We start from the raw sequence: 20,899 nt of genomic DNA, 5'->3' as shown, positions 1-20,899 counted from the left end.
AGGGGTCCGCGCGAGGGCCGGGTCTGCAGAGGCCTAGCTGGATGCTGGTAATCAGCGGTAGTACTCCCGGGTCACCCGCTTCCGGGGAATCACCATCCGCACGATCCACCACGGAATCCAAACCAGCAGCCAAAACCCGCATGTGAGCACCGTCAGCAGCAGGTGAGTCGAGTTCGCCAGCCCCCAAGACCACGCCGTTTCTCCACACGCTTGACCATGCGTGGCTGCGGCTGCTGGTAGGGCGGCGGGTACTGGGGGTGCTGAGGCGGCTGCCACTGGCCTTGGTGGTAGCGCGGGTCCTGGTACATGGGAGCTCCCGTCTGTTCAGGGGAATCCTAGTCACGCTAGGTGATAGCAGCCGCACGCGTCCTGATCTCCGATCCTGGCCACAAATGGACACATCGTGAACCTGGGGATCCTTGTCGCGTCTGGGGGTGGCGGTGTCTGGTTGGCGAAACTCCACCCGGCGATCAAGACTCCCGCGGTCGTGGCCGTCGGTTCGTGCCGGGGTCCTTGAACGGGATGGCTATAGATGCACATGGATTGAGCACGGTGAACGCTGTGAACGTGTTGCCACCGACGTCGATCACATCGTCAACGGCGACGACCACAGCGACCAGAACCTGAGGTCGTTGTGCCGTCCACACCACCGGGCGAAGTCGTCGAGCGAAGGCGGAAGAGCAGCCGCAGCAAAGCAGCCGAAACGCCGACGCGATCCTGAACCGCACCCAGGGCTGATCGGCCAGCGCGTCAGTGGACGTCCAGGCCGTAGCGCCCGGTGAATACCCAGGGAGGGACCCCCTCCCTCAGGGCAGAGCCGACCGGTACGTCATAGCGGCTCCGGGTGTGCGTGCGCTTCGCCGGGTTTTTCGCGGACGGGGGGTGTCCCGCCGTGGGTGACACCCCCCGCATGCCTACCCGGCTCGGCACCGCCGGTCGTGCCCTGTGGAAGTCGATCGTCCCCGCCTACACGCTGCGCCCCGACGAGGTGCGGCTGCTTACCGATGCCTGCCGTGAGTCTGACATCGTCCAGCGCCTGGAGGACGAGCTGGCCGATGCTCCCCTGATGGTGACCGGTTCCCAGGGGCAGCTCGTCGCATCCCCGCTCGTTTCAGAGCTGCGCCAGCACCGGGCGGTTCTGGCCGGCCTGCTGAAGGCGCTCAAGCTCCCCGACACCCCCGCCGATGCACACCAGAAGAGCGCGCACATCTCCGACCAGGCGCGGGCTGCGGCACGCGCCCGCTGGTCCAAGCGGGGCACCGCATGACGGTTCACCTGCTTGTCGACGGCGAGTACATCCCGCTGTCCGATGATGGCTTGCCGATGGGGATGCCTTCGGACTACGGGGTGCCGACACTCGGGTGGGGCGTACTCGCCTGGGCCGAAGCATTCCTTGCGCAGCCTGACGGCCACGCTGCGGGCGAGCCATGGCAGTGGACGGACACGCAGGCCCGCCTCGTCGCGTGGTGGTACGCGGTAGATCGGCGCGGCCGATGGCTGTTCCGCCGCGGGCAGGTGGTCTTGCCGAAAGGGTCGGGGAAGTCGCCGTTGGCGGCGGCCCTGTCCTGCTGCGCGCTCAGCGCCGACGTGGTGTTCGACGGATTCGACGCCCAGGGGGAGGCCGTCGGTCGACCACACCCGTCGCCGCATATCCAGCTCGCCGCCGTCTCCCAGGACCAGACCGACAACACCATGAGCCTGGTGTTGGCGATGCTGCGCGAGGGGCCGGCGGCGGACGCGATCCCCGGCCTCGATGTGGGGCTGACGCGGGTACGGACCCGCACCGGTCGTCTTGAGCCGGTGACCGCATCGGCTCCGTCAAGGGAGGGGCAGCGGCTGACTGACGCGATCCTCGACGAGCCGCACCTGTGGGTCACCTCCAACGGAGGGATTCGGTTGGCGGCAACGCTGCGCCGCAACTTGGGCAAGATGGGCGGCCGGTCGCTGGAGACCACGAACGCGTGGACCCCCGGCGAGGAGTCCGTGGCCGAGCAGACCGCCGCCTACGCCGACAAGATCGCCGAAGGGTCGGCGGTTGACGTCGGCCTGATGCGCTACCACCCCCAAGCCCATGTGAAGAACCTCGGCGATCCCACCGAGCTACGCGCCGGGCTCGCCGACCTGTATGCCGACGCGCCGTGGGTGGACGTCGACCGGGTGATGGCCGAGGTCTACGACCTGGGCACCCACCCGGCCGACGCTCGCCGGTTCTACCTCAACCAGGTGGTGACCGCCGAAGACGGCCTAGTCGCGCCGGTGGACTGGGACGCCTGCCGGATCGATGAGCGCTTGGCCGAGGGCGACCGGATCGTGCTCGGTTTTGACGGGTCCATCCGCGAGGACGCCACGGTGCTCATCGCCTGCCGCATCTCCGACCGCCTGTTCGTGCCGCTGGGTATCTGGGAGCGGCCGGACGGCCCCGCTGGCGATGGGTGGGAAGTCGATCGGGAAGCGGTCGACGAGGCGGTGCACACGGCGTTCACGCGCTATGAGGTTCTCGCGTTCTTCGCCGACGTCGAGCATTGGGAGTCCTACATTGACGGCTGGACTCGCACCTACCGCGAGCGGCTGCTGGTGAAGGCGTCGGTGCGGGAGCCAATCGCCTGGGACATGCGGGGGAGGTTGCAGCAGTCCACACTCGCCAACGAGCGCCTCGTCGCGGCTGTCGCCGATGGCAAGGTGCGTCACACCGGGGATCCCCGCCTGCGCCGCCAGGTGCTCAACGCCCGCCGCCGACCGAACCGGTACGGCGTCTCGTTCGGCAAAGACCGCCGCGGATCGAAGAACAAGGTCGACGCGTGGGCCGGTTGTCTGCTTGCCGACATGGCCCGCCACGAACTCGAAGCGTCCGGGCGCGCCCGGCCCGTGGACCGGAAGGTGGTGGTCTTCCGGTGAGCGACGCCGACCTCGTCCAGCATCTGGGCGAAAAGATGACCGAGGACACGAGCCAGCAGGCGCGCCTCGATGCCTACTACGACGGGGCATTGCGCTTGGAGGCAATGGGGCTCGCCCTACCACCGGAAATGCGCAAACTCACCACCGTGGTCAACTGGCCTCGCCTCGTCGTCGACTCGCTCGAAGAGAGGCTCGACGTCGAGGGGTTCCGCTTAGGCGGCGCCGTCACTGCCGACGAAGAACTGTGGGGCTGGTGGCAGGCCAACAACCTCGATGAGGAGTCCGGGCTGGCGCACCTGGAGGCCCTGGTCCAGGGTCGCGCCTACATCGCCGTCGGCGCGCCCGAGAACGCCGGTGCGGCTCCGGTGATCACGGTCGAGTCGGCCCGGTCCATGTACGCCCAGATCGACCCGCGCACCCGCCGAGTCACCCGGGCATTGCGGCTCTACGACACCCGCGATGGGCAGGCCCACGCCGCGACCCTGTACCTACCGCAGCGCACGGGGCACTTCCGCCTTGATTGCGGCCGGTGGCGCTCCAATCCCGACCTTCCAACCGACGAACACAACCTCGGTGTGGTGCCGGTAGTACCCATTACCAACCGGTCCCGCCTCTCCGATCGCAGGGGCCGGTCGGAGATGGCCGATGTCATCCCGATCACCGACGCTGCGTGCCGTTCCCTGACGAACCTTCAGGGCGCCCAGGAGTTGCTGGCCGTACCGCAGAACATCTTCTTCGGCGTGGAGAAGGACGACTTCGTCGATCAGAATGGCAAGGCTCTGACGACTTGGGAGGCCTACCTCGGCCGCATGAAGGCGTTGGCCAACCAAGACGCTAAGGCCGTTCAGTTGCCGGGCGCCGATCTGAGGAACTTCACCGAGGTCATCAACCACTACGCCAGGATCGTCGGCGCGCTGTCGGGTCTCCCTCCGCACTTCCTCGGTTTCACCAGCGACAACCCAGCCAGTGCGGATGCGATCCGCAGTAGCGAGGCGCGGCTGGTCAAGCGTGCCGAGCGCCGTGCCCGCATGTTCGGGGAGGCATGGGAGCAGGCGATGCGGCTGGCGATGCGGATCGTCGGCCGCGACGAGCAGGGCGCCAACCGGCTGGAGACTGTGTGGCGCGATCCGTCCACGCCGACCTATGCGGCGCGCGCCGATGCCGTGACCAAGCTGTTCCAGGCGGGCCTGTTGCCGCAGGAAGCCGCCTGGGAACAACTGGGGTTCTCTCCGGAGTACCGGCGGCACCTGAGGTCCCTCGGTGCCGTGGACCCGGCAGTGCGCTACCTGGAGCTCATCCAAGAGGCCGGGCAACGTCCAACTGAGGTTGCGCCGTGACCCCGCAGGAACGGCAGCGTCAGCGGTCGATGATCGCTCTCGGCTTGCGCGCCGCGCTCCTGCCGCTGTTCCGGACGGCGCTGCGCCCCCGGCCATCGCAAGCCGAGTGGAACGCCGCGGTGCAGGCTGCCTACCCGGCGGTGTACCGGGCGCGGATGGACTACTGGCGTTTGGCCGAGCGAGCGTATCGCGACGAGCGAGACCGCGTGCTGGGATTCGAATCGCCCGTGGAGTTCCCCCGCCGCGACTATCCACCCCAGGCCCTCGACAAGGGCCTGGGCGAGATGGTCCGGCCACGGCTTGACTCCCTCGACGAGGGCGACACCGTGCCCTCCGCGGTGGTCGAGGAGGCCGTCACCGTGGCCGACCGGCACGCCAAGGACGCCGGGAGACAGGCATCGATCGACGCGGCCCGACACGACAGGCGCGCCCTGGGGTACGCGCGGCGGCTCACCGGCGCCTACAACTGCGCGTTCTGCACCATGCTCGCAAGCCGCGGCCCGGTGTACCGATCCGCCGAGGCAGCACTCATCCGCCACGAGGGCCGCGGACGCAACGCGGCGTCTACTGGCGAACCCTTTCACAACAACTGCGACTGCGAGGTCGTGCCCGTCTTCGACCGGAACGACTGGGAGGGCCACGACCACTACCTCGAGCTCTCGCACCTGTGGGACGAGCATGCCAACGGCAGCCTCGCCGGCTGGCGCCGCTACCTCGACCTACACCAACGCGAAACCGGCCGGGAGGCCGCCTAGACCGCCCGCGCCCTGCGGGTAAGCGCCACGTCCGCGCCCAAGGACGGTCATGCCGACGGGCTCACGGAGAAACCCATGTCTGACACCAACAACGTCCCCGCCCACGACCTGGGCGAGGGCGCACCCTCGACCAGCACCCCCACGTTCACGCAGGACGACGTCGACCGCATCGTGTCGGAGCGCCTGGCCCGTGAGCGTGCCAAGTACGCCGACTATGACGACCTGAAGAGCGCGGCCACTGAAGCGGCCAACGTCCAACGCGAATACGAAGAGCTGAGCGGCAAGACCGCACAGGTCGAGCAGCAGCTGCGCGTCGAGCGGGCAGCCCGCCGCTACGGCCTCGACGACGACCTGCTGCCATTCCTCTCCGGCCAGAGCGACGAGGAGGTGGAGGAACGCGCCAAGACCCTGGCCACCAAGCTCACCGCCGCGCCGCCACCGACCCCCATCAGCCCGCGCCCGGATCCCTCCCAGGGGCAGGGCGCCGACCACGCGCTGAACGGTGACCCGCTGCTCGACAGCCTCAAGTCCAAGCTCGGCATCCCCTAACCGGGGTGCCGCCCACACCCTGTAGGAGACGCCCATGGCCATCACGGCCGCCACCACCACCGGCGAGCTCGCCGGATTCCTCACCCGCGAACAGGCTCAGCCCATCTTCGAGCGGGCCGCCCGCATGTCTGTTGCCCAGCGCCTGGCCCGAGAGGTTCCTCTCGGCGGCAACGGCGTATCCATCCCCGTCGTCACCGGCCGTATGGAAGCTGGGTGGGTTGCCGAGGCTGGGCAGAAGCCCGCCAGCTCCGGCGCCCTGGCACTGAAGAACATGGACCCGCAGAAGATCGCCACCATCGCCGTGGTCTCCGCTGAGGTCGTTCGCGCCAACCCCGGTAACTACATGAACCTGATTCGCGAGCAGGTCGCCGAGGCGTTCGCCGTCGCGTTCGACGCTGCCGCGCTGCGCGGGCAGTCGACACCGTTCGGCCCCGGCAACAACCTGGAGGCCACCGCCAAGGCCGTGGAGCTCGGCTCGACCACGCAGGCCGATGGCGGTATCCACGGCGACTTCGTCGCCGGTCTGTCCCTGCTGGTCAACGACGGTAAGCGCCTGACCGGGTTCGCCCTAGACGACCGCGTCGAGCCACTCGTGCTCGGCGCCGTCGACACCACAGGTCGTCCGCTGTACGTGGACCTTCCCACCGAAGACACGTCTCCGGCAGTGGCTCGCCCCGGCCGCCTGCTCGGCCGTACCTCATACATGGGCGAAGGAGTCGGCGCCGCTGCCCCGCCCAGCCCCGACACCGCGTACACCCTGGCCTACGGCGGCGACTGGACGCAGGCCGCCTGGGGCGTGGTCGGAGGCATCAGCTACGACGTGTCCACCGAAGCCACCGTCACCATCAACGGACAGCTCGTGAGCCTGTTCGAGCACAACCTCGTCGCGGTGCGCGCCGAGGCCGAATACGGGTGGCTCGTCAACGACATCGAGGCGTTCGTCAAGTACACCGAGACCACTTCGGCCTAATGCGGTACCGCAACACGCGCACGGGCACCGTCATACACGTCTCTCACACTCAAGCGCGGACGCTCGGTTCCGACTGGGCGACGACCCTTGTCAGCAACCCGCCGGAACCGGCGGAGCCCCAACGCCCGGCCAATGCCGATGCGAAAGCCGCGTGGGTCGCCTACATCGCCGCGACCACCGATCTCACGGAAACCGAGGCGGCCGAACTCACCAAGGCCGGGCTGATCGACCTGGCTCAGTAACGAAGGGGGTGGGTCATGGCGCTCGCGACGGCGGCTGATGTGCAGGCGCGGCTGAACCGGCCGCTCACCGCTGAGGAGGAGCAACTCGCCCAGACACTCCTTGACGACATCGAGAGCCGCATCCGGGCTCGGATCCCCGACCTTGACGAGCGCGTGGCCAAGGATACGAACTTCCGGGCACTGGTCGTGCAGGTCGAGGCGAACGCGGTCCTCCGGGTCCTCCGTAACCCGGAGGGCTACCGGCAGGAGACCGAAGGCAACTACTCCTATTCACTATCGGCAGCGGTGGCCTCAGGCCACCTGTTCGTCATGGATTCGGAGTGGGACCTCCTGGGTGCTTCCCGGGGAGCGTTCACCATCACTCCCCACCTGCAGGCCACCCGGCGCCCGCCCCTGAACGCCTGGGAGTTGGGATGAGCCTGCTCGACCGGGGCGAGGAATTCCTCGACATCTTCCCGGAGGTCACCACCACCGACGATCTGGGCAACGTCATCGTGCGGCCAGCCGACGAGCCCGTGCGCATCCGCGCCTCGGTGCAGCCGGTCACCTCCGACGAGCTATCGGCCGTCGGCCAGGACCTCGCCACCACCTACCGCGTCATCTGCCGGTCCGCACCGCTGGGCGCATGGTCCCGAGTCCGCTGGGTCACCAACGGGGGCACCTGGTGGGACGTGATCGGGCGACCGCGCCGGTACGGCATGTCACGACGCACTGCCCACATCGACGCGCTGATCCGCGAGCGCAAGGACCCGCCCGAGTCGGCCAGAGGGGAGGCGTGATGGCGCAGGTGTTTCGTGGCGTGGAGCGGATCGCCGCTCACCTCGCCGCCGACGCCGCAGAGCACAAGGCCGAGCAGCTCGCTACCCGTGCCCGCATGGTGCTCAGCGCGCACCGGCACACCGGCCGCGCGCAGATCACCGTGACCACCGGCGCGCGGAGCGACGCATTCGTCAATCTCAACGATCCCGGCGGCAACGCGCTCGCGATCGAGTTCGGACGCACCGCCACCAGCAGCCGTGGCCCCTCACAGGGCGTATACGCGCTCCATCGTGCGATCGGGCAACGGGGTGGGTAGGCGCCTGCCGCGGGTCAACGCACTGCTGCTCGCCGTCCTGCGCTCGGCGCTCGCCCCCAGGGTTGCTGTTGGCACCCGCATCCCCGGCAGGATGCGCTACCCGTTCGTGCTGGCCCGGCGCGTCGGCGGTGCGGCCCCAGACCCGCGACTGTTCTACGACGTCGCCCTGGTCGACGTGCAGGTGTGGGCGACGTCCGACGCCGAGGCCGAAGACATCGCCCAGCAGTCCCGTGGCGCACTCGCCGACGCGGCACGGCCGCCGCAGTGGGCCTTTCCTGGCCTCGGCCATATCCAGCACTTCAGCGAGGAAGCCGCACCCGTCGACATCCCATCCGACGCCGAAGACCACGGCATTTACCGCTACCAGGCCACCTACACACTGACGGTCCGTCCGCCCCGAGCGGCATGACCGCCCCTACGTCTTGCCGAAGGAGGCTTACCCATGGCGCTTGACGACGGCGCAGTGGTGATCCCTGGCGAGGGCCACCTATACCTCGACCTGGCAGGCACCGCGACCCGCCCCACCGACCCCTACAACCCCGGCCCGGACCTGGTCGAAATCGGCCACACCTCCCGTGAGTCGCCGCTGACGATCGCCCAGGACGGCGGGGAGAGGACGACTCACGGGAGCTGGCAGAACAGCGCTCTCCGCGAATCCATCTCGCCTGTGACGCACATGTTCCAGTTCGCCCTCCTGCAGTGGGATGCGCTCGCCTATCAGCTCTATTACGGCGCCGGTGGTACGACCGACGGCGATTATTACGGCGTGGCCAAGGGCACCCCGCAGCCAACCGAGGGCGCCATGTACATCCGAGTCGATGACGGTCCGCAGTTCGCGGACTTCTGGATCCCGCGCGTGTCGATCCTGCGCGCCGACAATGTCGAGCTTGACCCAGAAGCCCTCACGGGTTTCCCGGTGCAGGCCACCGTTCTGGGTGTCTCTGAACTCGCCGACTTGTTCCAGGTCGGTGCCAAACGGACCTACACGCCCCCCGCCCCCTGACCCGCCCGGCACCGGTCACCGCTGACCATGCCCGTCTGCCGGATGCGCCTTGGGCGATCCGCGCCACCCATTGGAGCCCCACATGCCCGGAATCGACCTCTCCCATCTTGAGACCCCGGTCCTCGAACCGTTTGTCGTCACCCTGCCGCAGCCTGCGGGCGAGATCCGGCTGCGCCCCATCACGGCACTGCCAGCCGAGGGCCACGCCGCGCTTCTGCGCATCACCGCCGCCCTGGCCGACCTCGACCAAGACGACCAGCGTTCGGTCATGGCGGCGATGGCTGACGCTCTGCCCGACCTGGACGCGCTGCTACGGGCCGCGTGCCCCTCGAAGACAGTGGCGAACCAGCTGATGACGGTCCTCAACGCGCACCTCGAAGAGAAGATCCGCGTTGCGCTGGGCTACATCGGCCAGGACCAGGCGGGGGAAGCCTCGCCCTCCGCGAGCTGATCACCCGGCACGGGGCGGCCATGTATGCGGACCTGCTCCGCTACTACCGGGTCGACCTGGCCGAGGTGGTGGGCGGGCGTGGGCCATCACCCGTGCTCACCCTCGCTCTCGTGGAGGGCCTACCTAACGACAGCGCGTTCCACGCCTCATGTGCGGCCGAGGAGACGCGCAGCGAGCTCGCCGAGTGGAGGGCCTGGCAATCGCGGCTGCAGGCCAACCTGCTCGCCGCCGAGCTGATCGACTTCCAACGCGAGAACACCCGGGCACAGGTCGGCAAGCGGTACCGGTTCACGCCCCATCGGCGACCTGGCGCAAAGAAACGGCCACGCGTGCTCACCGTCGCGGAGATCAACGGGATGAGTGGCCCAACGACCTGACGGCGTGAGGGGGTGACCCCTCATGGCCGGTCCTGGCGGACGCACGGTCGGGCGCGTCAACATCCGCGTCGCGCCCGACACCAGCCGATTCAAGGCCGACCTGAGCAAGGCGCTCACCCGGCTCGAGCGCACGCTCACCGTCAACATCCCGACGAAGCTGGACGCAGGCCGCATCACCGCAGACGCCATCCGGATCAAGCGCGATCTGCAGCGGCAGCTCGACGGTGTCGCCATCGGCCTCGACGTCAACGCGACTCGGGCCGCCGCCGACCTCGCACGCGTGGCGCGCGACCGCACCGCCGAGATCACGGTCGATGTCGACAGGTCGGCACTGTCGCGTGCACGTTCAGCACTGGGAGCGGTCGGGCGCGGCGTCGCAGGGGCCGGTGGGCGTGCGGTCGGGCTGTCGGCGTTGGTGGGCGTCATCTCCAGCCTCGGCGCGTCTGCGGCGGTCGCGGCCGGACAAGTCGTCCAGCTCGGTGCCGCGCTCGCCCCAATCACCGGGATCACGGCCGCGCTCCCTGCTGCTGTCGCTGCGGCAGGCGCGGCCCTGGGCACGCTGCAGGTGGCCACACTCGGTGTAGGCGATGCCTTCGCCGCTCTCGCGTCCGGTGACACCGAGAAGTTCACCGAAGCGCTCGAAGACCTGAGCCCCGCCGCCAGGTCGGTGCTGCGTGAGGTCGAGGCGCTGTCCCCGGCCTTGGGTGACCTGCAGCAGCAGGCACAGGAAGCGCTCTTCGCCCCGCTGGCCGGAGACCTCACAAAGCTGGGGGAGCGGCTGCTGCCGACCCTGTCGGCAGGCATGGCGGATGTCGCCGACGCCATGGGAACGGCGGCGTCCAGCGTGCTGGAGTTCGCCGGATCCGCCCAATCCCTGGACTTCCTCGACGAGCTGTTCGACTCCACCGCCACGGCGATCCGCAACGCTGACTCGGCTCTGCCGGACTTCTTGTCCGGACTGACCGCGCTCGGCAGCGCCGGACTGCCCTATATCGAGGGCCTGGGCACCGCGATCGACAACGCCGCCGCCCGGTTCCGTGCCTGGGCAAACGACGCCGCGGAGTCCGGGCGCGCCGTCGAGTGGATCGACGGCGCCATCGAAGTATTCGGCCAGCTCGGCGACATCGCCGGGAACGTCGGCAGCATCCTCGGGTCCGTGTTCGGCGCGGCCGGGGACGGTGGGCTGCTCACCATCATCGAGCAGGCCACCAGCGCGATGGCGCGCTTCCTCGAATCAGCTGAGGGAACACAGGCTCTCTCCGGGATCTTCCAAGGCCTGTCCGACCTCGGCGCCGCCCTCTCGCCGGTCCTGCAGGCGCTGCTGTCGGGGATCGGTGCCCTGGCTCCGGCCGTCGGCAATATAGCGACCGCGTTCGGCCCGGTCCTCACCTCGGCGATCAACGGCCTCGTGCCCGCCCTGTCGGCCCTCGAGCCGGGGATCACCGCCGTGATCGGCGCCCTAGGCGAGGGCATCGACGCGCTGGTCTCCTCCGGTGCCCTCGAGCAGCTCGGAACGGCGCTGGCCGACATCCTCATCGCCGTCGCCCCGCTGCTGCCTGTGGTCGGCGAGCTCGCCGCGCTGCTGGTCGGAGTGCTCGCCGAAGCGTTAACGGCGATCGCGCCGGGGTTGGCCCTGATCACGGCCGAGCTCGCTGAATCCCTGGCGCCGGTGCTGCCAGAGCTCGCAGCCGCATTCAACGAGCTCATCCAGGCAGCGGCACCGCTGGTCCCCGACATCATCGAGGCGCTACTGCCCCTGCTACCGCTCCTACCTGACCTGCTGGTCATGATCGCCGCACAAACGGCGGCCTGGGCACAGGTCATCCGGGACCTGCAGCCCGCCCTGTCGGAGCTCATCAAGGGCGCCGGAACGCTGGTCGGAGCCGTCGCCACCGTCATTTCCTGGGTGCTCGACGCGGCCACGTCCTTCTACCAGTGGATGGCCTCGGCCAAGGAGACCGGACAGCGCGTCGGCCAGGCCGCGCGCTCCCTGCGTGACCGGACGGTCGGCGCGCTCGCGAACTTGAGAGACCGGGCCACCGCAATCGTTACCCGTTTCCGCGACCGGCTGGTGGGCGCGTTCCGCTCGGCGCGCGACCGCGCCGTGGGAGCGGCGAACGGGTTGCGCCGAGGGGTCACCAGCGCGATCTCCTCGGCGGTCGATACCGTGCGGTCACTGCCAAGTCGGGTCCGCGCCTACTTCGGTGGCGCCCGGTCGTGGCTGAAGAACGCCGGGCTCAAGATCGTCCACGGGCTGATGGACGGCATCAATGACGCCGTCTCAGCGCTGTGGGATCAGATGAGCGACATCGCCCAAGGGGTGCGGGAGTACTGGCCGTTCAGCCCCGCCAAGCGCGGCCCACTGCGCACGCATCCGATGGACCGGGCGGGCCGCACCATCGCGTCGATGCTGGCCGACGGCATGCGCCAGGGGGAGGCGCTCGTGACCCGCGCTTCCTCCCAGCTCGCCGCCGTGGCCATACCGGACCTCGCCCCTGAGGCCGCGGCGGGCACACGCGGTACCCCTGCGGCCGAGGCCGCGTCCCTGCGCCCCCTCGTCGCGGCGGTGGAAGCACTCGCCGGACGCGACGTCGTCCTGACCGTCGACGGCCAAGAGATCGCACGCGCCACCCAGCGCGGTGCCCGGCAGCTCGCCAGGAGGTGACCGGTGTACATCCAGCTCACCAACCCGGACCTGAGCCAGGGATGGGACGGGGAGTCCACACCACTGCAATCCCTCGGGGGCTACATCTCCAGTACACAGGTGCCCTCGTCACTGCTGGAGGCCACCTTCGTCCCGGCGGCCGACTACCGGTGCATCGCCATCAGCACCGACGGCCCGTCGGGGCGCGCCAGCAACATCACCCTGACCCTGACCGGGACGGGATTGGCGTGGGCGCTGGACCCCACCCCATCTAGCGTGTGGAACTCCGCCGAACCGCAGGCACTGACGGTTCCGTCGCCTATGACCGACCCTGGCGACCTGCCTTGGTCCGCCGACCCGATCCACATCGACGCCACCGACGCCGACGCCCAGGCGCTATGGATCCGCCGGTCCCCAACCGGCAGCGCAGGCGACAAGACCGGCGAACTTCTCGCCACCTGGACCGACGACGACGGCGACCAGTCGACCCGCATCACCCTCGCCTGGACGGAACCCGAGCCTCCACCTCCACCGTTGCCGCCCGCTTCCGGTGCGCCTGTGGATGACCTGTGGATAGGGCCTCTGGGCGCCCTCCTCCGCATCCACGACGCCCCCGTGACGTGGCAACGCACTCGTGACCTCGGTGCCGCTGAGTTCGAGTCGCTGGAGGGGCGCCTCACCACATCGCGCTCCCGCTGGGCGCCGCGCCGCACCTCCTGGTCGTGGGATCGCCTGGAACCAGACGCCGCCGACGTCGTGGCGGAGGTCGCGCTGAACGCCCACTACACCGACACCACGGTAGAAGTGATCGACCCGGCGGCCCGTAATCTTCTGACGACCGAGCAGTCACGCGGACGCCTTATGGCCGCGGCAAACAGCACCGAGGCCGCCGGTGACCTGTACACCGTCGAAGGTGCGGGCACCGTGGCCATCGGCCTGATCGACTCCTCCCGCTACGCCTGCGTCCGCGACGGCGCAACCGGCGACGAGGTGATCTGGCTCCACTCCTACCACGGCTCGGCAGGCTGGCCCTTGGTCCCAGGGATGCCCGTGTACCTGGCGCTCGGCGACCTCGGTACCGCCTCCATCCACGCGATCGCGCGGCCCCGGCTGGCCTTCCTGGACCGCTCCGGCACCCTCGTCGGCCACGCCGAAGCCGCTGCGGGCGCCGAGTCGGTCTCAGCGGACGCCCCGGCCGGAGCGGTCACCGTCTCGCCCCGCGCCGTTCTGGACGACGCGTTCACCGGGCTGCGCCTGATCGGTCCCGCCGCGCTCACCTACGCCCCGCCGCCTCCTGACATCGCGCTCGGGGACGGCTGCCCCACCTATGCCATCACGGCCTACACCGACGCGCCCGCGCTGCCCTACCGCAGCGTCTCCCTGGAACTGGTGGAGGTGAGATCACATGCGCCCCGGTAGCGCTGCACTCGTCGAGGCCCTGCAGGCGGGAGAGCGCCACTACGCTATCGCCGCCCACCTCGGCGGACGGGACATCTCCGAGGAGGTCGCCGAGTGGGAGGTGGACCGCTCCTATGACACCGGGCTTCCCGCACAGGTCGCCTTTACGACAGGCGCCGTCGCCGCCCAGGCCAAGCTCACGCTCGTCGGCGATGGCACCCAGACGGCGGCCCAGAGGTACTCGCCCTGGTCGCCGCGCGCGACCGCTGACATCACCCGCCCCGGCCAGTCCGCCGTCATCTCCTGGGGGCTCACCGAGGGGCAGGACCAGGTCTTCCGTGGTCGGGTTCGCCGGATCACTGCGGACGCGCGCGGCGGCTCGGCCTCCCTCACCGCGTTGGACGGCGCCGAGCTGCTGCGCGGGCCGGCGTGGCTCCCGCCCGTCATGGACACCACCCTGATCGGTGTTTCCACCGCCTGGTGCATCGACCACGCGCTGCGGATGAACGGCATCCACAACAGCCCCCCGCAACGACCGGGGTCGATCTTCTTCGCCTCGATGAACACCGGCGTTGACGCCAACATCGGCATGAGGATCTCCCGCTCTGGCATCTCCGGGTTCAACCGGCGGCTTTCCCCATGGACCGCCGGTCCCCACTCGACCAGCGCGAACGGGTACACCATCACCTGGGCGCCGCAGCGCCGCGTCATCACCCAGCAGGGCACACTCCTGGTGGACTGGTGGGTCCTCGTCGGCACCGACACCGAAGCCAGCAGCGTCATACTTGACTTCCGCGCAGGCGAATCCGGCACTCCCACCACCATCGAATGCGTCTTCGACCCCACCGTGTGGACCCTGCGTGGACAGGTCAACGGCGGCTCGTCGGCCTGGAGCATCCCCGCTGAATACCATGCGCATGGTCGTCACAAAGTGACCTTCGAAATCTCCTTCGCCACACTTAGCGACGGCGTGAAGGTACGGGCGTGGCTCACGGGGCCGACCCGCCAATTCGCCACCCCCACGACCTACACCGGGGATACCCCCGTATTCGGGTGGCTGCACACCATCACCGCCAGCAGCCGAACTCCGATGGAGTGCGTTGACGTCGCCCGCCTCGTCGGCACCGAGGACATCACCACCACCTGGGCCAAGACCGCTGACATCCTGCCCGACGCGTCGGTTCACGACTACCGCCTGCGCGCCGCGCCCAACGTCTCTGGCACCTGGTGGGACATGCTGAAGGACATCGCCGACGCCCAGCTGCTGTACATGGGCTTCGACGAGGACGGCGTCTTCCGCATCCATGCCCGCGACTACATGAGCCCTGACACCCAGGCGCGTCCCGATCTCACTATCACCGCGGCCCGGGACCTCGCCCAGATCATCACGTCCGAAGAGATAGACGGCATCGCCAACATTGTGGAGGTCGCTCCAACCGCCTACGAGTTCCAGAGCCTCAGCGCCGAGGACTTCTACACCGACGACACCGTCCGTGAAATCCCCCCACGCGGCACACTCCGCGTCAGCCTCGACACGACCGGCCGGGGGTGGATGACGCCGTGCCCCATGCCCTTCAGCACCTCTGGCAGCGGCACCCCTGACGCATCGCGGGTCAAGTTCCTGACGAAGGAGGGGAAGTTGGCGCCGGTGGAAGTCGAACTCGTCCACTCCGACGAGACACTCACGGCGGTCTTCCATAACCGGGGCGTTAACCCGGCCTACACCCAGACCGCCAGTAACGGAGGAGACCCTTCACTCGTCCTGGCCCGCCATCCCATCACCACGCGCACCGGTGCCCCTGCCGTACTGACCGATTCGGGCAGCATCGACCGCTACGGGCAGCAAGCTCTACAGCTCGCTTCTCCCTGGGTCCAGTTCTTCGCCCACGCGTCCACTATCGGCCAACAAGTCCTCAGGTGGACGGCGCAGCCGATTCCGTTGACCGGCTCCGTCGAGGTGCTTCCCGACCCGCGGATCCAGCTCGGCGACGTCGTTCGCCTCACGGATTCGACGGGCAGCAGTGTCGATGGCCTGTTCCGTGTGCTTGGCATCCGCGTCACCGGCCGCGGCCCCGAGGTGCGCATGACGCTCGACGTTCGGCCGATGTATCGGCCATCACCCCCGGCCGATGCGGGGCTGACTTTGGAGCCCATCGCCGACCCCGCCGCCACACCCATCTACCCCGGATAGGAGAAGGGTCCCGATGACCAAGCTCCACCTCCAGCTACCGCGGCCGGTGCCCCTCACCCAGAACCTTGAGATCCAGCCTCCCGGCGAGCCGGACATCAAGACTGACAGCGTCACAGCGCCCGTGGCCCCTAGTCCGGTGCCCGATGGTCCGCCGGACGGATACGTGGAGCCGCCGCGTGACCGATGAAAAGCCTTACGCCGTGATCACCGTGGCCGATGTCTATGGCGAAGTGCGATCTATGGCTGGGCAACTCACCACGATCTCCACGCAGCTCGCCGCGATGGAGAAGCGAGTGGCCGACCTAGAACGCCGCGCGGATGCCGTCGATAAGTGGCGCCACGCCCTGCCCGTCTCCACAGTGTCCGCGCTGATTGCCGCCGTCGCCGCAGTGCTCGCCGCCGTTCTCGGCTGACCGCCCACAAACCCGAACCATTCCCGCCCGGCTCGTGTGCCGGGGTTTTCGCGTATCAGGAGGAATCTCAATTGGTCGACATCATCAGCCGCGCTTCGTGGGAGCCCGCTCCCCCGCAACCGGGTGACGACCACGTGGAACCGACGGACTGAGTTCTTTGTGCACTATGCCGACGGCCCCACGACTCAGACCCCCGCGACATCCAGCGCTACCACATGGGCAAACAGGGGTGGGCCGACATCGGCTACAACTTCCTCGTCGACGCCCAGGGCCACGCCTACGAGGGGCGAGGATGGCTGACGGTGGGCGCCCACGCTGTGGGACACAACACGAGCGGGATCGGCGTGTGTTTCATCGGCTACGACGGCGACGCTACCGCCGCCGCGAGGCGCACCATCCGGGCGCTGTACGACGAGGCCAACCGGCGCGCGGGCGCACGCTGGCCATGCGCGGTCACCGAGACGTCAACAGCACCGATTGCCCCGGCGATCAGCTCTACCGGTGGGTGCGCGCCGGGATGCCGGTCAACGGATCCGGCGGTTCAACCCCGCCACCGACCAGCGAAACCACGGCACCGCGGTTCCCATTGCGGTCCGGCTGGTATTTCGGCCCCGCTCCGGCCCGAACGCCTCGGTCTCCGGCTACTACAGCCACCGGAGCGACCTACGCACCTGGCAGCGACGCATGCGCGACCGGGGATGGAGCCTCGCGGCCGACGGCCTGTACGGGCCGCGTACCCGATCCGTCGCGCTCGCGTTCCAGCGCGAGAAGCACCTTGCCATCGACGGCTTGATTGGCCCCGAGACATGGCGCGCCGCATGGACCTCGCCCATCACATGACGGGCCACCACCGCCCACGGCGCCCGCTGCTGGTCGTGTTCGCCGCGGGACTCGCCGTCGGCGTCGCCGTTACCTGCCTGGTGTGGCAGACCTCCGACGCCCTCGTCTACTGCACCGGCGCGGCCGAGCCAGTGCTCCCCTGAATATCAAGTGAAAGGAATCCCTTCATGTCCCGTGTCGATGCCAAGGTCGCCCGTCCGACGCTCGCTGGAGCGCTCGCAACCGTGCTCGTATTCGCCGCCGGTCTGGCCGGTGTCGAGGTGCCCGCCGAGGTCGCCGCTTCCGCTGTCGTCGTCCTAGGCGCGGTCGTGGGCTACTTCTCTCCGCACACCCCACGTCCCGAACTCAACGAGTCCTGACCTGATATTATTCGTACACGCGTTCGATCCAGGTAGGGGAAGACCAGGACCGGACGCACCACGCCCCTGCCGCCGATGGCGGCAGGGGCGTTTTTCGTGTTTGGAGCCTGCGGGATCATCGACAGCATCCCCCAACGGCGTGGGGCGCCGTCCGGCTTCGTGTCAAGACACTAGGTGCGGTGCTTCTCCCACTGCGCCGCCGCCTCAGCAACACCTTCGGCCCATCGGCCAGGAGTGTCGTCGGCGATCTCAGCCCAAAGGCGCGCTTGGACCCGGGCGAACATGTCGAGGGCCACGGCGTCGGCCTGGCTCCATGACGGGATTGCCGCAGCCTGCCGCTCGGCTTCGGCCGGAGTGTGGCCAGCGGCGACAAGCCAGACCACCCAGCACGCCGGGTCGATCCACGCCGCCGCACGGGTCGGCCATGCCCAGTCCACGAGGAGTGCCCGTCCGTCGCCTGGGACCAGGATGTTGGTGGGGTTGAGATCGGTGTGCAATAGCGCGACGCCGTCGAGCCGGTTGAGGTCCTCCGGTCGGTCCACATAGTCCTGCCACCGGTGCACAGTCTTCACCGGAACGTCGGGGCAGGGGTCTTGCCGAGCAGCGCCAGGGCTTCGGCCACCCGCGACATGTCCGGCGAACCGGGCGTGTAGTCGGCGTGGCGACCGTCGATGTGCTCATAACCGATCAGGTCCCAGTCTCCGGCCCGGACGTGCCACAGCATGCGGGGCGCGACGTCGGCGACGTGTGGAGCGATGGCGGCCTCCCGGCCCTGCGTCCACGCCTGCGCATGGTCGGCGGGAAGCCCTTTGACGAACACCGCCCCGTCGGCGTCGTGTAGCACCGAGGCGAGCCCAGAGTTGAGCCCACCGCCCGTCGGCACGGCTTTCAGCACGGGCCGGTGTAGGCCTCGACAGCGGCACGCGCTTCGTCGGGCAGGTCGGACCACTGCCGCCGCTGCACTCCAAAGAGGCGCCCCTTTCAGACGGTGATCACGGTGACGAAGCCGAGCGTGCTCAGCCCTTCGGAGCGGCACAGCCGGTCGGAGGCGCCGCCGAGCTCGGTCTGCAACAGCTGGTAGTCGGCCCTGCGCGGCGGCCCCAGTGCATCGCAGCGCGCCACAGCGCACGCCCGTTACCCGTGCCGCGGTGATCGGCAGGACCCCGAAGTACTGGGCAGCAGCCGGAGTCTGCCGAGGGGGTCGGGCAGGGTGGCCATGGGGCCGATCGCGCCGACGATCCGCCCTTCGGCGACGGTGACGAGGACCGGCTCGTCCGTTCCTCCGGCGCGCATCCGGTCGCCGAGCGCGGCGAAGCCCGTGTGCGCCATGGCCGCGGCGAATCCGGGCCACGTGCCCCGCACACCTGCGGACGCGGTGTGCAACGTGAGGACCCGGCCGGGTTCCGGCGGCGGTTCGACGTCGCGGAAGGTCTTCAAGAGGATTCGGCGGCAGCGGCCTGCCTCGGGGTGTGGCTCACGGGCGAGCCAGAAGATGCGGGCCTCGGCGGCGCCCTGGTCGGCGGCGAGCTTTCCGGCGTCTTCGAGCGCCTGGTCGACGTCGAGCGGCCCGTAGTGGTGGGCGGTGAGCAGGCCGTGCCCACGGCCGAGGAGGGTGGGCACCATCACCCGGCCGGAAGCGGCCTCGATGTGCCCGGTGAGGATCTGCCCGTCCTTGGCGCCACCCAGCGGGCGGCCGGGTCGTGCGGGAGGAACCGGCCGGTGCCGCTGTTGGCGACGACTTCCTCCACAGGCCGGGGTGATGGCGTCGGGGTGGACGGGGCCGAGGGTCGGCACGTAGGGGACACCGAACACGGGCCCCTCGGGGCGCTCTGGTCGCGCATGGCGACATGCTACCCATGCAAAACGGGCCCGGCGGCAGAACCACCAGGGCCCGGATCAGGGGTATCGTCCCTGATCAGTAGGGGTTATCGTCCCCTGCGTTGCAGCTGCACTTCTCGGATTCGAGTACGTCGTCTAGGTCGTCGACGAACTCGATCTCCGCCGTCCGCTGCGCGGGCGGCTGGAGTTCGACGAACACCGCGGTCATGGGGTCACCTCCTCCCGTCGTCCGTGCTGGCAGTACATCTTGAGAGGGGCTTTGGCCTGCTGGTACTGCGAGGCCAGCGGTCGGCACACGGTGCAGGAGCCCGACAGGGCACAGCCGGAGCAGCCGCCGGTACGCAGCATCAGGCGGTCGGCAACCTCGCCGAGACGGGCGAGCCCCTCAATGCCTTCGGACATGAGGTCGATGGCGTCGTCACGGCCGATCTTGCAGATCGAGGCGCGGCCGTGCGGGTCGGCGTGGAAGAAGGTGTGGCCCGCGTTGCATCCGGTGAAGGGCTTGCGTTCACGCAGGTGCTCGGCCGACTGCGTCGTCAGCACCGATCCGTCGCCGTAGATCGTCGGCGACATGTTCACGTACACGTGGTGGCTGATACCGCGTGAGGTCGCCATGTCGACCATGGCGTCGACCTCGTCGGCGTTGCGTTCGCTGACTACGACGCTGAGCTGGACGGGCAGATCGGCCTCGACGGCGGCGTCCAGGCCCTTGATGAACTTGCGGTAGGAGCCGCGGCGGCGCGTCATGCCGTCATAGGAGTCCTCAGTGGCCCCGTACACCGACAGGGTGAGCCTGTAGGGGCGTCGGCTGGTCAGCAGGTCGAGGATGTGCGGGTTGGAAAGGCGGGACCCGTTCGAGCTGATGCTGATCATCATCCCGAGCTCGTAGGCGAGCTGGTAGACGTCGGGGAACAGCTTGTCGATGAGGGGTTCGCCGCCGGTGAGCTGAACCCACACCACGCCGGCGTCCCGCATGATGTGCAGCAGCCTTTCTCGCTGGGGCCAGGGCAGGCCCTCGAAGCGTTTGAGGCCGAGGTAGCAGTGCTCGCAGTCGTAGTTGCAGCCGAGGTTGAGTTCGTAGCTGGCGCGGACGTAGCCGTAGGGCGAGGGCTTGCGGATGAGGACGGTAGGGGTGAGCGGCTGGTCGGCCAAGTCGAGGCCGAATGCGCGGTCAGCTGCTGCGGCGAGCCAGCCCGGAACTGTGCTCCCTGCGGGGGCGTCGGCAAGTTCGAGGTACCGGTGCGCCGGAAGCTTCATCCCGTTGGCGCGGCCGGGACGGAGTACGAGGTAGGAGTCGAGGAACGGGGCGACGATCAGTTCGTGCATCGGGTCCTCATCTCGGGTCAGGCGGTGGGCGCCCAATTAGAAGGGGCTGCTGCTCTGTGGCAGTTGGCGACTGCCGGTGATCTCCATCCACACAAACCGCGGCTGTGGGGCGGGGATCTCAACGGGATCGTCATGCGTATTCCTTCCGATGGGTCGTAATGCTGGTTGTGGTGCCCCGTGCGCCCAGGACGCGAACGCCAGGTACACGGGGGCGATCGGCCTCCATATCCCCTCG

At 68.9% G+C, this 20,899-nt stretch carries 28 protein-coding genes and 1 pseudogene; 23 read left to right on the top strand and 6 right to left on the bottom strand.

Features of this window, described 5'->3' with window-relative positions:
• Positions 1 to 892 precede the first annotated feature (892 nt).
• From CDO52_RS00235 to CDO52_RS00140, 23 genes and pseudogenes are all read left to right on the top strand, one after another.
• Complete coding sequence (locus CDO52_RS00235) at positions 893 to 1,267, top strand: hypothetical protein (RefSeq protein WP_017619401.1); 375 nt, start codon at positions 893 to 895, stop codon at positions 1,265 to 1,267.
• Entirely contained in the window at positions 1,264 to 2,895 is a 1,632-nt protein-coding gene (locus CDO52_RS00230; RefSeq protein WP_198345809.1) for a terminase, read from the top strand. The genes CDO52_RS00235 and CDO52_RS00230 overlap by 4 nt, the downstream gene beginning before the upstream one ends.
• Complete coding sequence (locus CDO52_RS00225; protein ID WP_017619399.1) at positions 2,892 to 4,232, top strand: phage portal protein; 1,341 nt, start codon at positions 2,892 to 2,894, stop codon at positions 4,230 to 4,232. The genes CDO52_RS00230 and CDO52_RS00225 overlap by 4 nt, the downstream gene beginning before the upstream one ends.
• Complete coding sequence (locus tag CDO52_RS00220; RefSeq protein WP_152471667.1) at positions 4,229 to 4,987, top strand: VG15 protein; 759 nt, start codon at positions 4,229 to 4,231, stop codon at positions 4,985 to 4,987. Before CDO52_RS00225 ends, CDO52_RS00220 begins: the two co-directional genes overlap by 4 nt.
• A 75-nt stretch (positions 4,988 to 5,062) precedes the next feature.
• Positions 5,063 to 5,536 (top strand): hypothetical protein, encoded by a 474-nt coding sequence (locus CDO52_RS27950; RefSeq protein ID WP_017619397.1) that lies wholly within the window; start codon positions 5,063 to 5,065, stop codon positions 5,534 to 5,536.
• A gap of 34 nt (positions 5,537 to 5,570) precedes the next feature.
• Positions 5,571 to 6,506 (top strand): phage major capsid protein, encoded by a 936-nt coding sequence (locus CDO52_RS00210; RefSeq protein ID WP_017619396.1) that lies wholly within the window; start codon positions 5,571 to 5,573, stop codon positions 6,504 to 6,506.
• The gene (locus tag CDO52_RS00205) at positions 6,506 to 6,748 is read left to right on the top strand and encodes a hypothetical protein (protein WP_017619395.1); all 243 of its coding nucleotides are present in this window, start codon (positions 6,506 to 6,508) and stop codon (positions 6,746 to 6,748) included. Before CDO52_RS00210 ends, CDO52_RS00205 begins: the two co-directional genes overlap by 1 nt.
• A gap of 15 nt (positions 6,749 to 6,763) precedes the next feature.
• Positions 6,764 to 7,165: a Gp19/Gp15/Gp42 family protein gene (locus CDO52_RS00200; protein WP_017619394.1), complete on the top strand. Its 402-nt coding sequence runs from the start codon at positions 6,764 to 6,766 to the stop codon at positions 7,163 to 7,165.
• Positions 7,162 to 7,527, top strand: a complete 366-nt coding sequence (locus tag CDO52_RS00195) for a phage head completion protein (protein WP_017619393.1) — start codon at positions 7,162 to 7,164, stop codon at positions 7,525 to 7,527. Before CDO52_RS00200 ends, CDO52_RS00195 begins: the two co-directional genes overlap by 4 nt.
• On the top strand, positions 7,527 to 7,823 hold the full coding sequence (locus CDO52_RS00190; protein ID WP_017619392.1) for a DUF5403 family protein: 297 nt from the start codon (positions 7,527 to 7,529) through the stop codon (positions 7,821 to 7,823). Before CDO52_RS00195 ends, CDO52_RS00190 begins: the two co-directional genes overlap by 1 nt.
• Positions 7,798 to 8,232, top strand: a complete 435-nt coding sequence (locus CDO52_RS00185) for a hypothetical protein (RefSeq protein ID WP_157745342.1) — start codon at positions 7,798 to 7,800, stop codon at positions 8,230 to 8,232. The genes CDO52_RS00190 and CDO52_RS00185 overlap by 26 nt, the downstream gene beginning before the upstream one ends.
• A 33-nt stretch (positions 8,233 to 8,265) precedes the next feature.
• Complete coding sequence (locus CDO52_RS00180; RefSeq protein ID WP_017619390.1) at positions 8,266 to 8,826, top strand: phage tail tube protein; 561 nt, start codon at positions 8,266 to 8,268, stop codon at positions 8,824 to 8,826.
• Positions 8,827 to 8,908: 82 nt separating this feature from the next.
• Positions 8,909 to 9,277, top strand: coding sequence for a hypothetical protein (locus tag CDO52_RS00175; RefSeq protein ID WP_017619389.1), 369 nt, complete (start codon positions 8,909 to 8,911; stop codon positions 9,275 to 9,277).
• Positions 9,278 to 9,297: 20 nt separating this feature from the next.
• Entirely contained in the window at positions 9,298 to 9,654 is a 357-nt protein-coding gene (locus tag CDO52_RS00170) for a hypothetical protein (RefSeq protein WP_017619388.1), read from the top strand.
• 22 nt (positions 9,655 to 9,676) lie between these two features.
• A complete protein-coding gene (locus tag CDO52_RS00165) occupies positions 9,677 to 12,319 on the top strand; it encodes a phage tail protein (RefSeq protein ID WP_017619387.1) in 2,643 nt (880 codons plus the stop codon).
• A gap of 3 nt (positions 12,320 to 12,322) precedes the next feature.
• Positions 12,323 to 13,717 carry a hypothetical protein gene (locus CDO52_RS00160; RefSeq protein WP_017619386.1) on the top strand — a complete coding sequence of 465 codons (1,395 nt, stop codon included), beginning with the start codon at positions 12,323 to 12,325 and terminating at the stop codon, positions 13,715 to 13,717.
• Entirely contained in the window at positions 13,704 to 15,887 is a 2,184-nt protein-coding gene (locus CDO52_RS00155) for a hypothetical protein (RefSeq protein WP_017619385.1), read from the top strand. The genes CDO52_RS00160 and CDO52_RS00155 overlap by 14 nt, the downstream gene beginning before the upstream one ends.
• Before the next feature lie 13 nt (positions 15,888 to 15,900).
• A complete protein-coding gene (locus CDO52_RS27945; protein ID WP_198345914.1) occupies positions 15,901 to 16,074 on the top strand; it encodes a hypothetical protein in 174 nt (57 codons plus the stop codon).
• Positions 16,064 to 16,300, top strand: coding sequence for a hypothetical protein (locus CDO52_RS00150; RefSeq protein WP_017619384.1), 237 nt, complete (start codon positions 16,064 to 16,066; stop codon positions 16,298 to 16,300). The genes CDO52_RS27945 and CDO52_RS00150 overlap by 11 nt, the downstream gene beginning before the upstream one ends.
• A 215-nt stretch (positions 16,301 to 16,515) precedes the next feature.
• Positions 16,516 to 16,668, top strand: a pseudogene (locus CDO52_RS28445) (N-acetylmuramoyl-L-alanine amidase); the annotation flags it as partial.
• A gap of 133 nt (positions 16,669 to 16,801) precedes the next feature.
• Positions 16,802 to 17,140 carry a peptidoglycan-binding domain-containing protein gene (locus tag CDO52_RS28440; protein WP_232524346.1) on the top strand — a complete coding sequence of 113 codons (339 nt, stop codon included), beginning with the start codon at positions 16,802 to 16,804 and terminating at the stop codon, positions 17,138 to 17,140.
• Positions 17,137 to 17,283, top strand: a complete 147-nt coding sequence (locus CDO52_RS27000; protein WP_198345808.1) for a hypothetical protein — start codon at positions 17,137 to 17,139, stop codon at positions 17,281 to 17,283. The genes CDO52_RS28440 and CDO52_RS27000 overlap by 4 nt, the downstream gene beginning before the upstream one ends.
• Positions 17,284 to 17,307: 24 nt before the next feature.
• Positions 17,308 to 17,499, top strand: coding sequence for a hypothetical protein (locus tag CDO52_RS00140; protein WP_017619381.1), 192 nt, complete (start codon positions 17,308 to 17,310; stop codon positions 17,497 to 17,499).
• Positions 17,500 to 17,669: 170 nt separating this feature from the next.
• Here CDO52_RS00140 and CDO52_RS00135 read toward each other — a convergent pair whose 3' ends face one another.
• From CDO52_RS00135 to CDO52_RS00120, 6 genes are all read right to left on the bottom strand, one after another.
• Positions 17,670 to 18,062 carry a hypothetical protein gene (locus CDO52_RS00135; RefSeq protein ID WP_157745336.1) on the bottom strand — a complete coding sequence of 131 codons (393 nt, stop codon included), beginning with the start codon at positions 18,060 to 18,062 and terminating at the stop codon, positions 17,670 to 17,672.
• 5 nt (positions 18,063 to 18,067) lie between these two features.
• Entirely contained in the window at positions 18,068 to 18,394 is a 327-nt protein-coding gene (locus CDO52_RS00130; protein ID WP_094932147.1) for a hypothetical protein, read from the bottom strand.
• Between the two features lie 86 nt (positions 18,395 to 18,480).
• A complete protein-coding gene (locus CDO52_RS27940; RefSeq protein ID WP_198345807.1) occupies positions 18,481 to 18,621 on the bottom strand; it encodes a hypothetical protein in 141 nt (46 codons plus the stop codon).
• A gap of 12 nt (positions 18,622 to 18,633) precedes the next feature.
• The gene (locus tag CDO52_RS00125) at positions 18,634 to 19,311 is read right to left on the bottom strand and encodes an N-acetyltransferase (protein WP_198345806.1); all 678 of its coding nucleotides are present in this window, start codon (positions 19,309 to 19,311) and stop codon (positions 18,634 to 18,636) included.
• Between the two features lie 103 nt (positions 19,312 to 19,414).
• Positions 19,415 to 19,546, bottom strand: a complete 132-nt coding sequence (locus tag CDO52_RS29020) for a hypothetical protein (protein ID WP_017619378.1) — start codon at positions 19,544 to 19,546, stop codon at positions 19,415 to 19,417.
• Positions 19,543 to 20,664: a radical SAM protein gene (locus CDO52_RS00120; RefSeq protein WP_017619377.1), complete on the bottom strand. Its 1,122-nt coding sequence runs from the start codon at positions 20,662 to 20,664 to the stop codon at positions 19,543 to 19,545. Before CDO52_RS00120 ends, CDO52_RS29020 begins: the two co-directional genes overlap by 4 nt.
• Positions 20,665 to 20,899 lie beyond the last annotated feature (235 nt).

The sequence above is a fragment of the Nocardiopsis gilva YIM 90087 genome (assembly GCF_002263495.1).
In the GTDB taxonomy this organism is placed as follows: Bacteria; Actinomycetota; Actinomycetes; order Streptosporangiales; family Streptosporangiaceae; genus Nocardiopsis_C; species Nocardiopsis_C gilva.
This window is presented reverse-complemented; position numbering and strand designations above follow the sequence as displayed.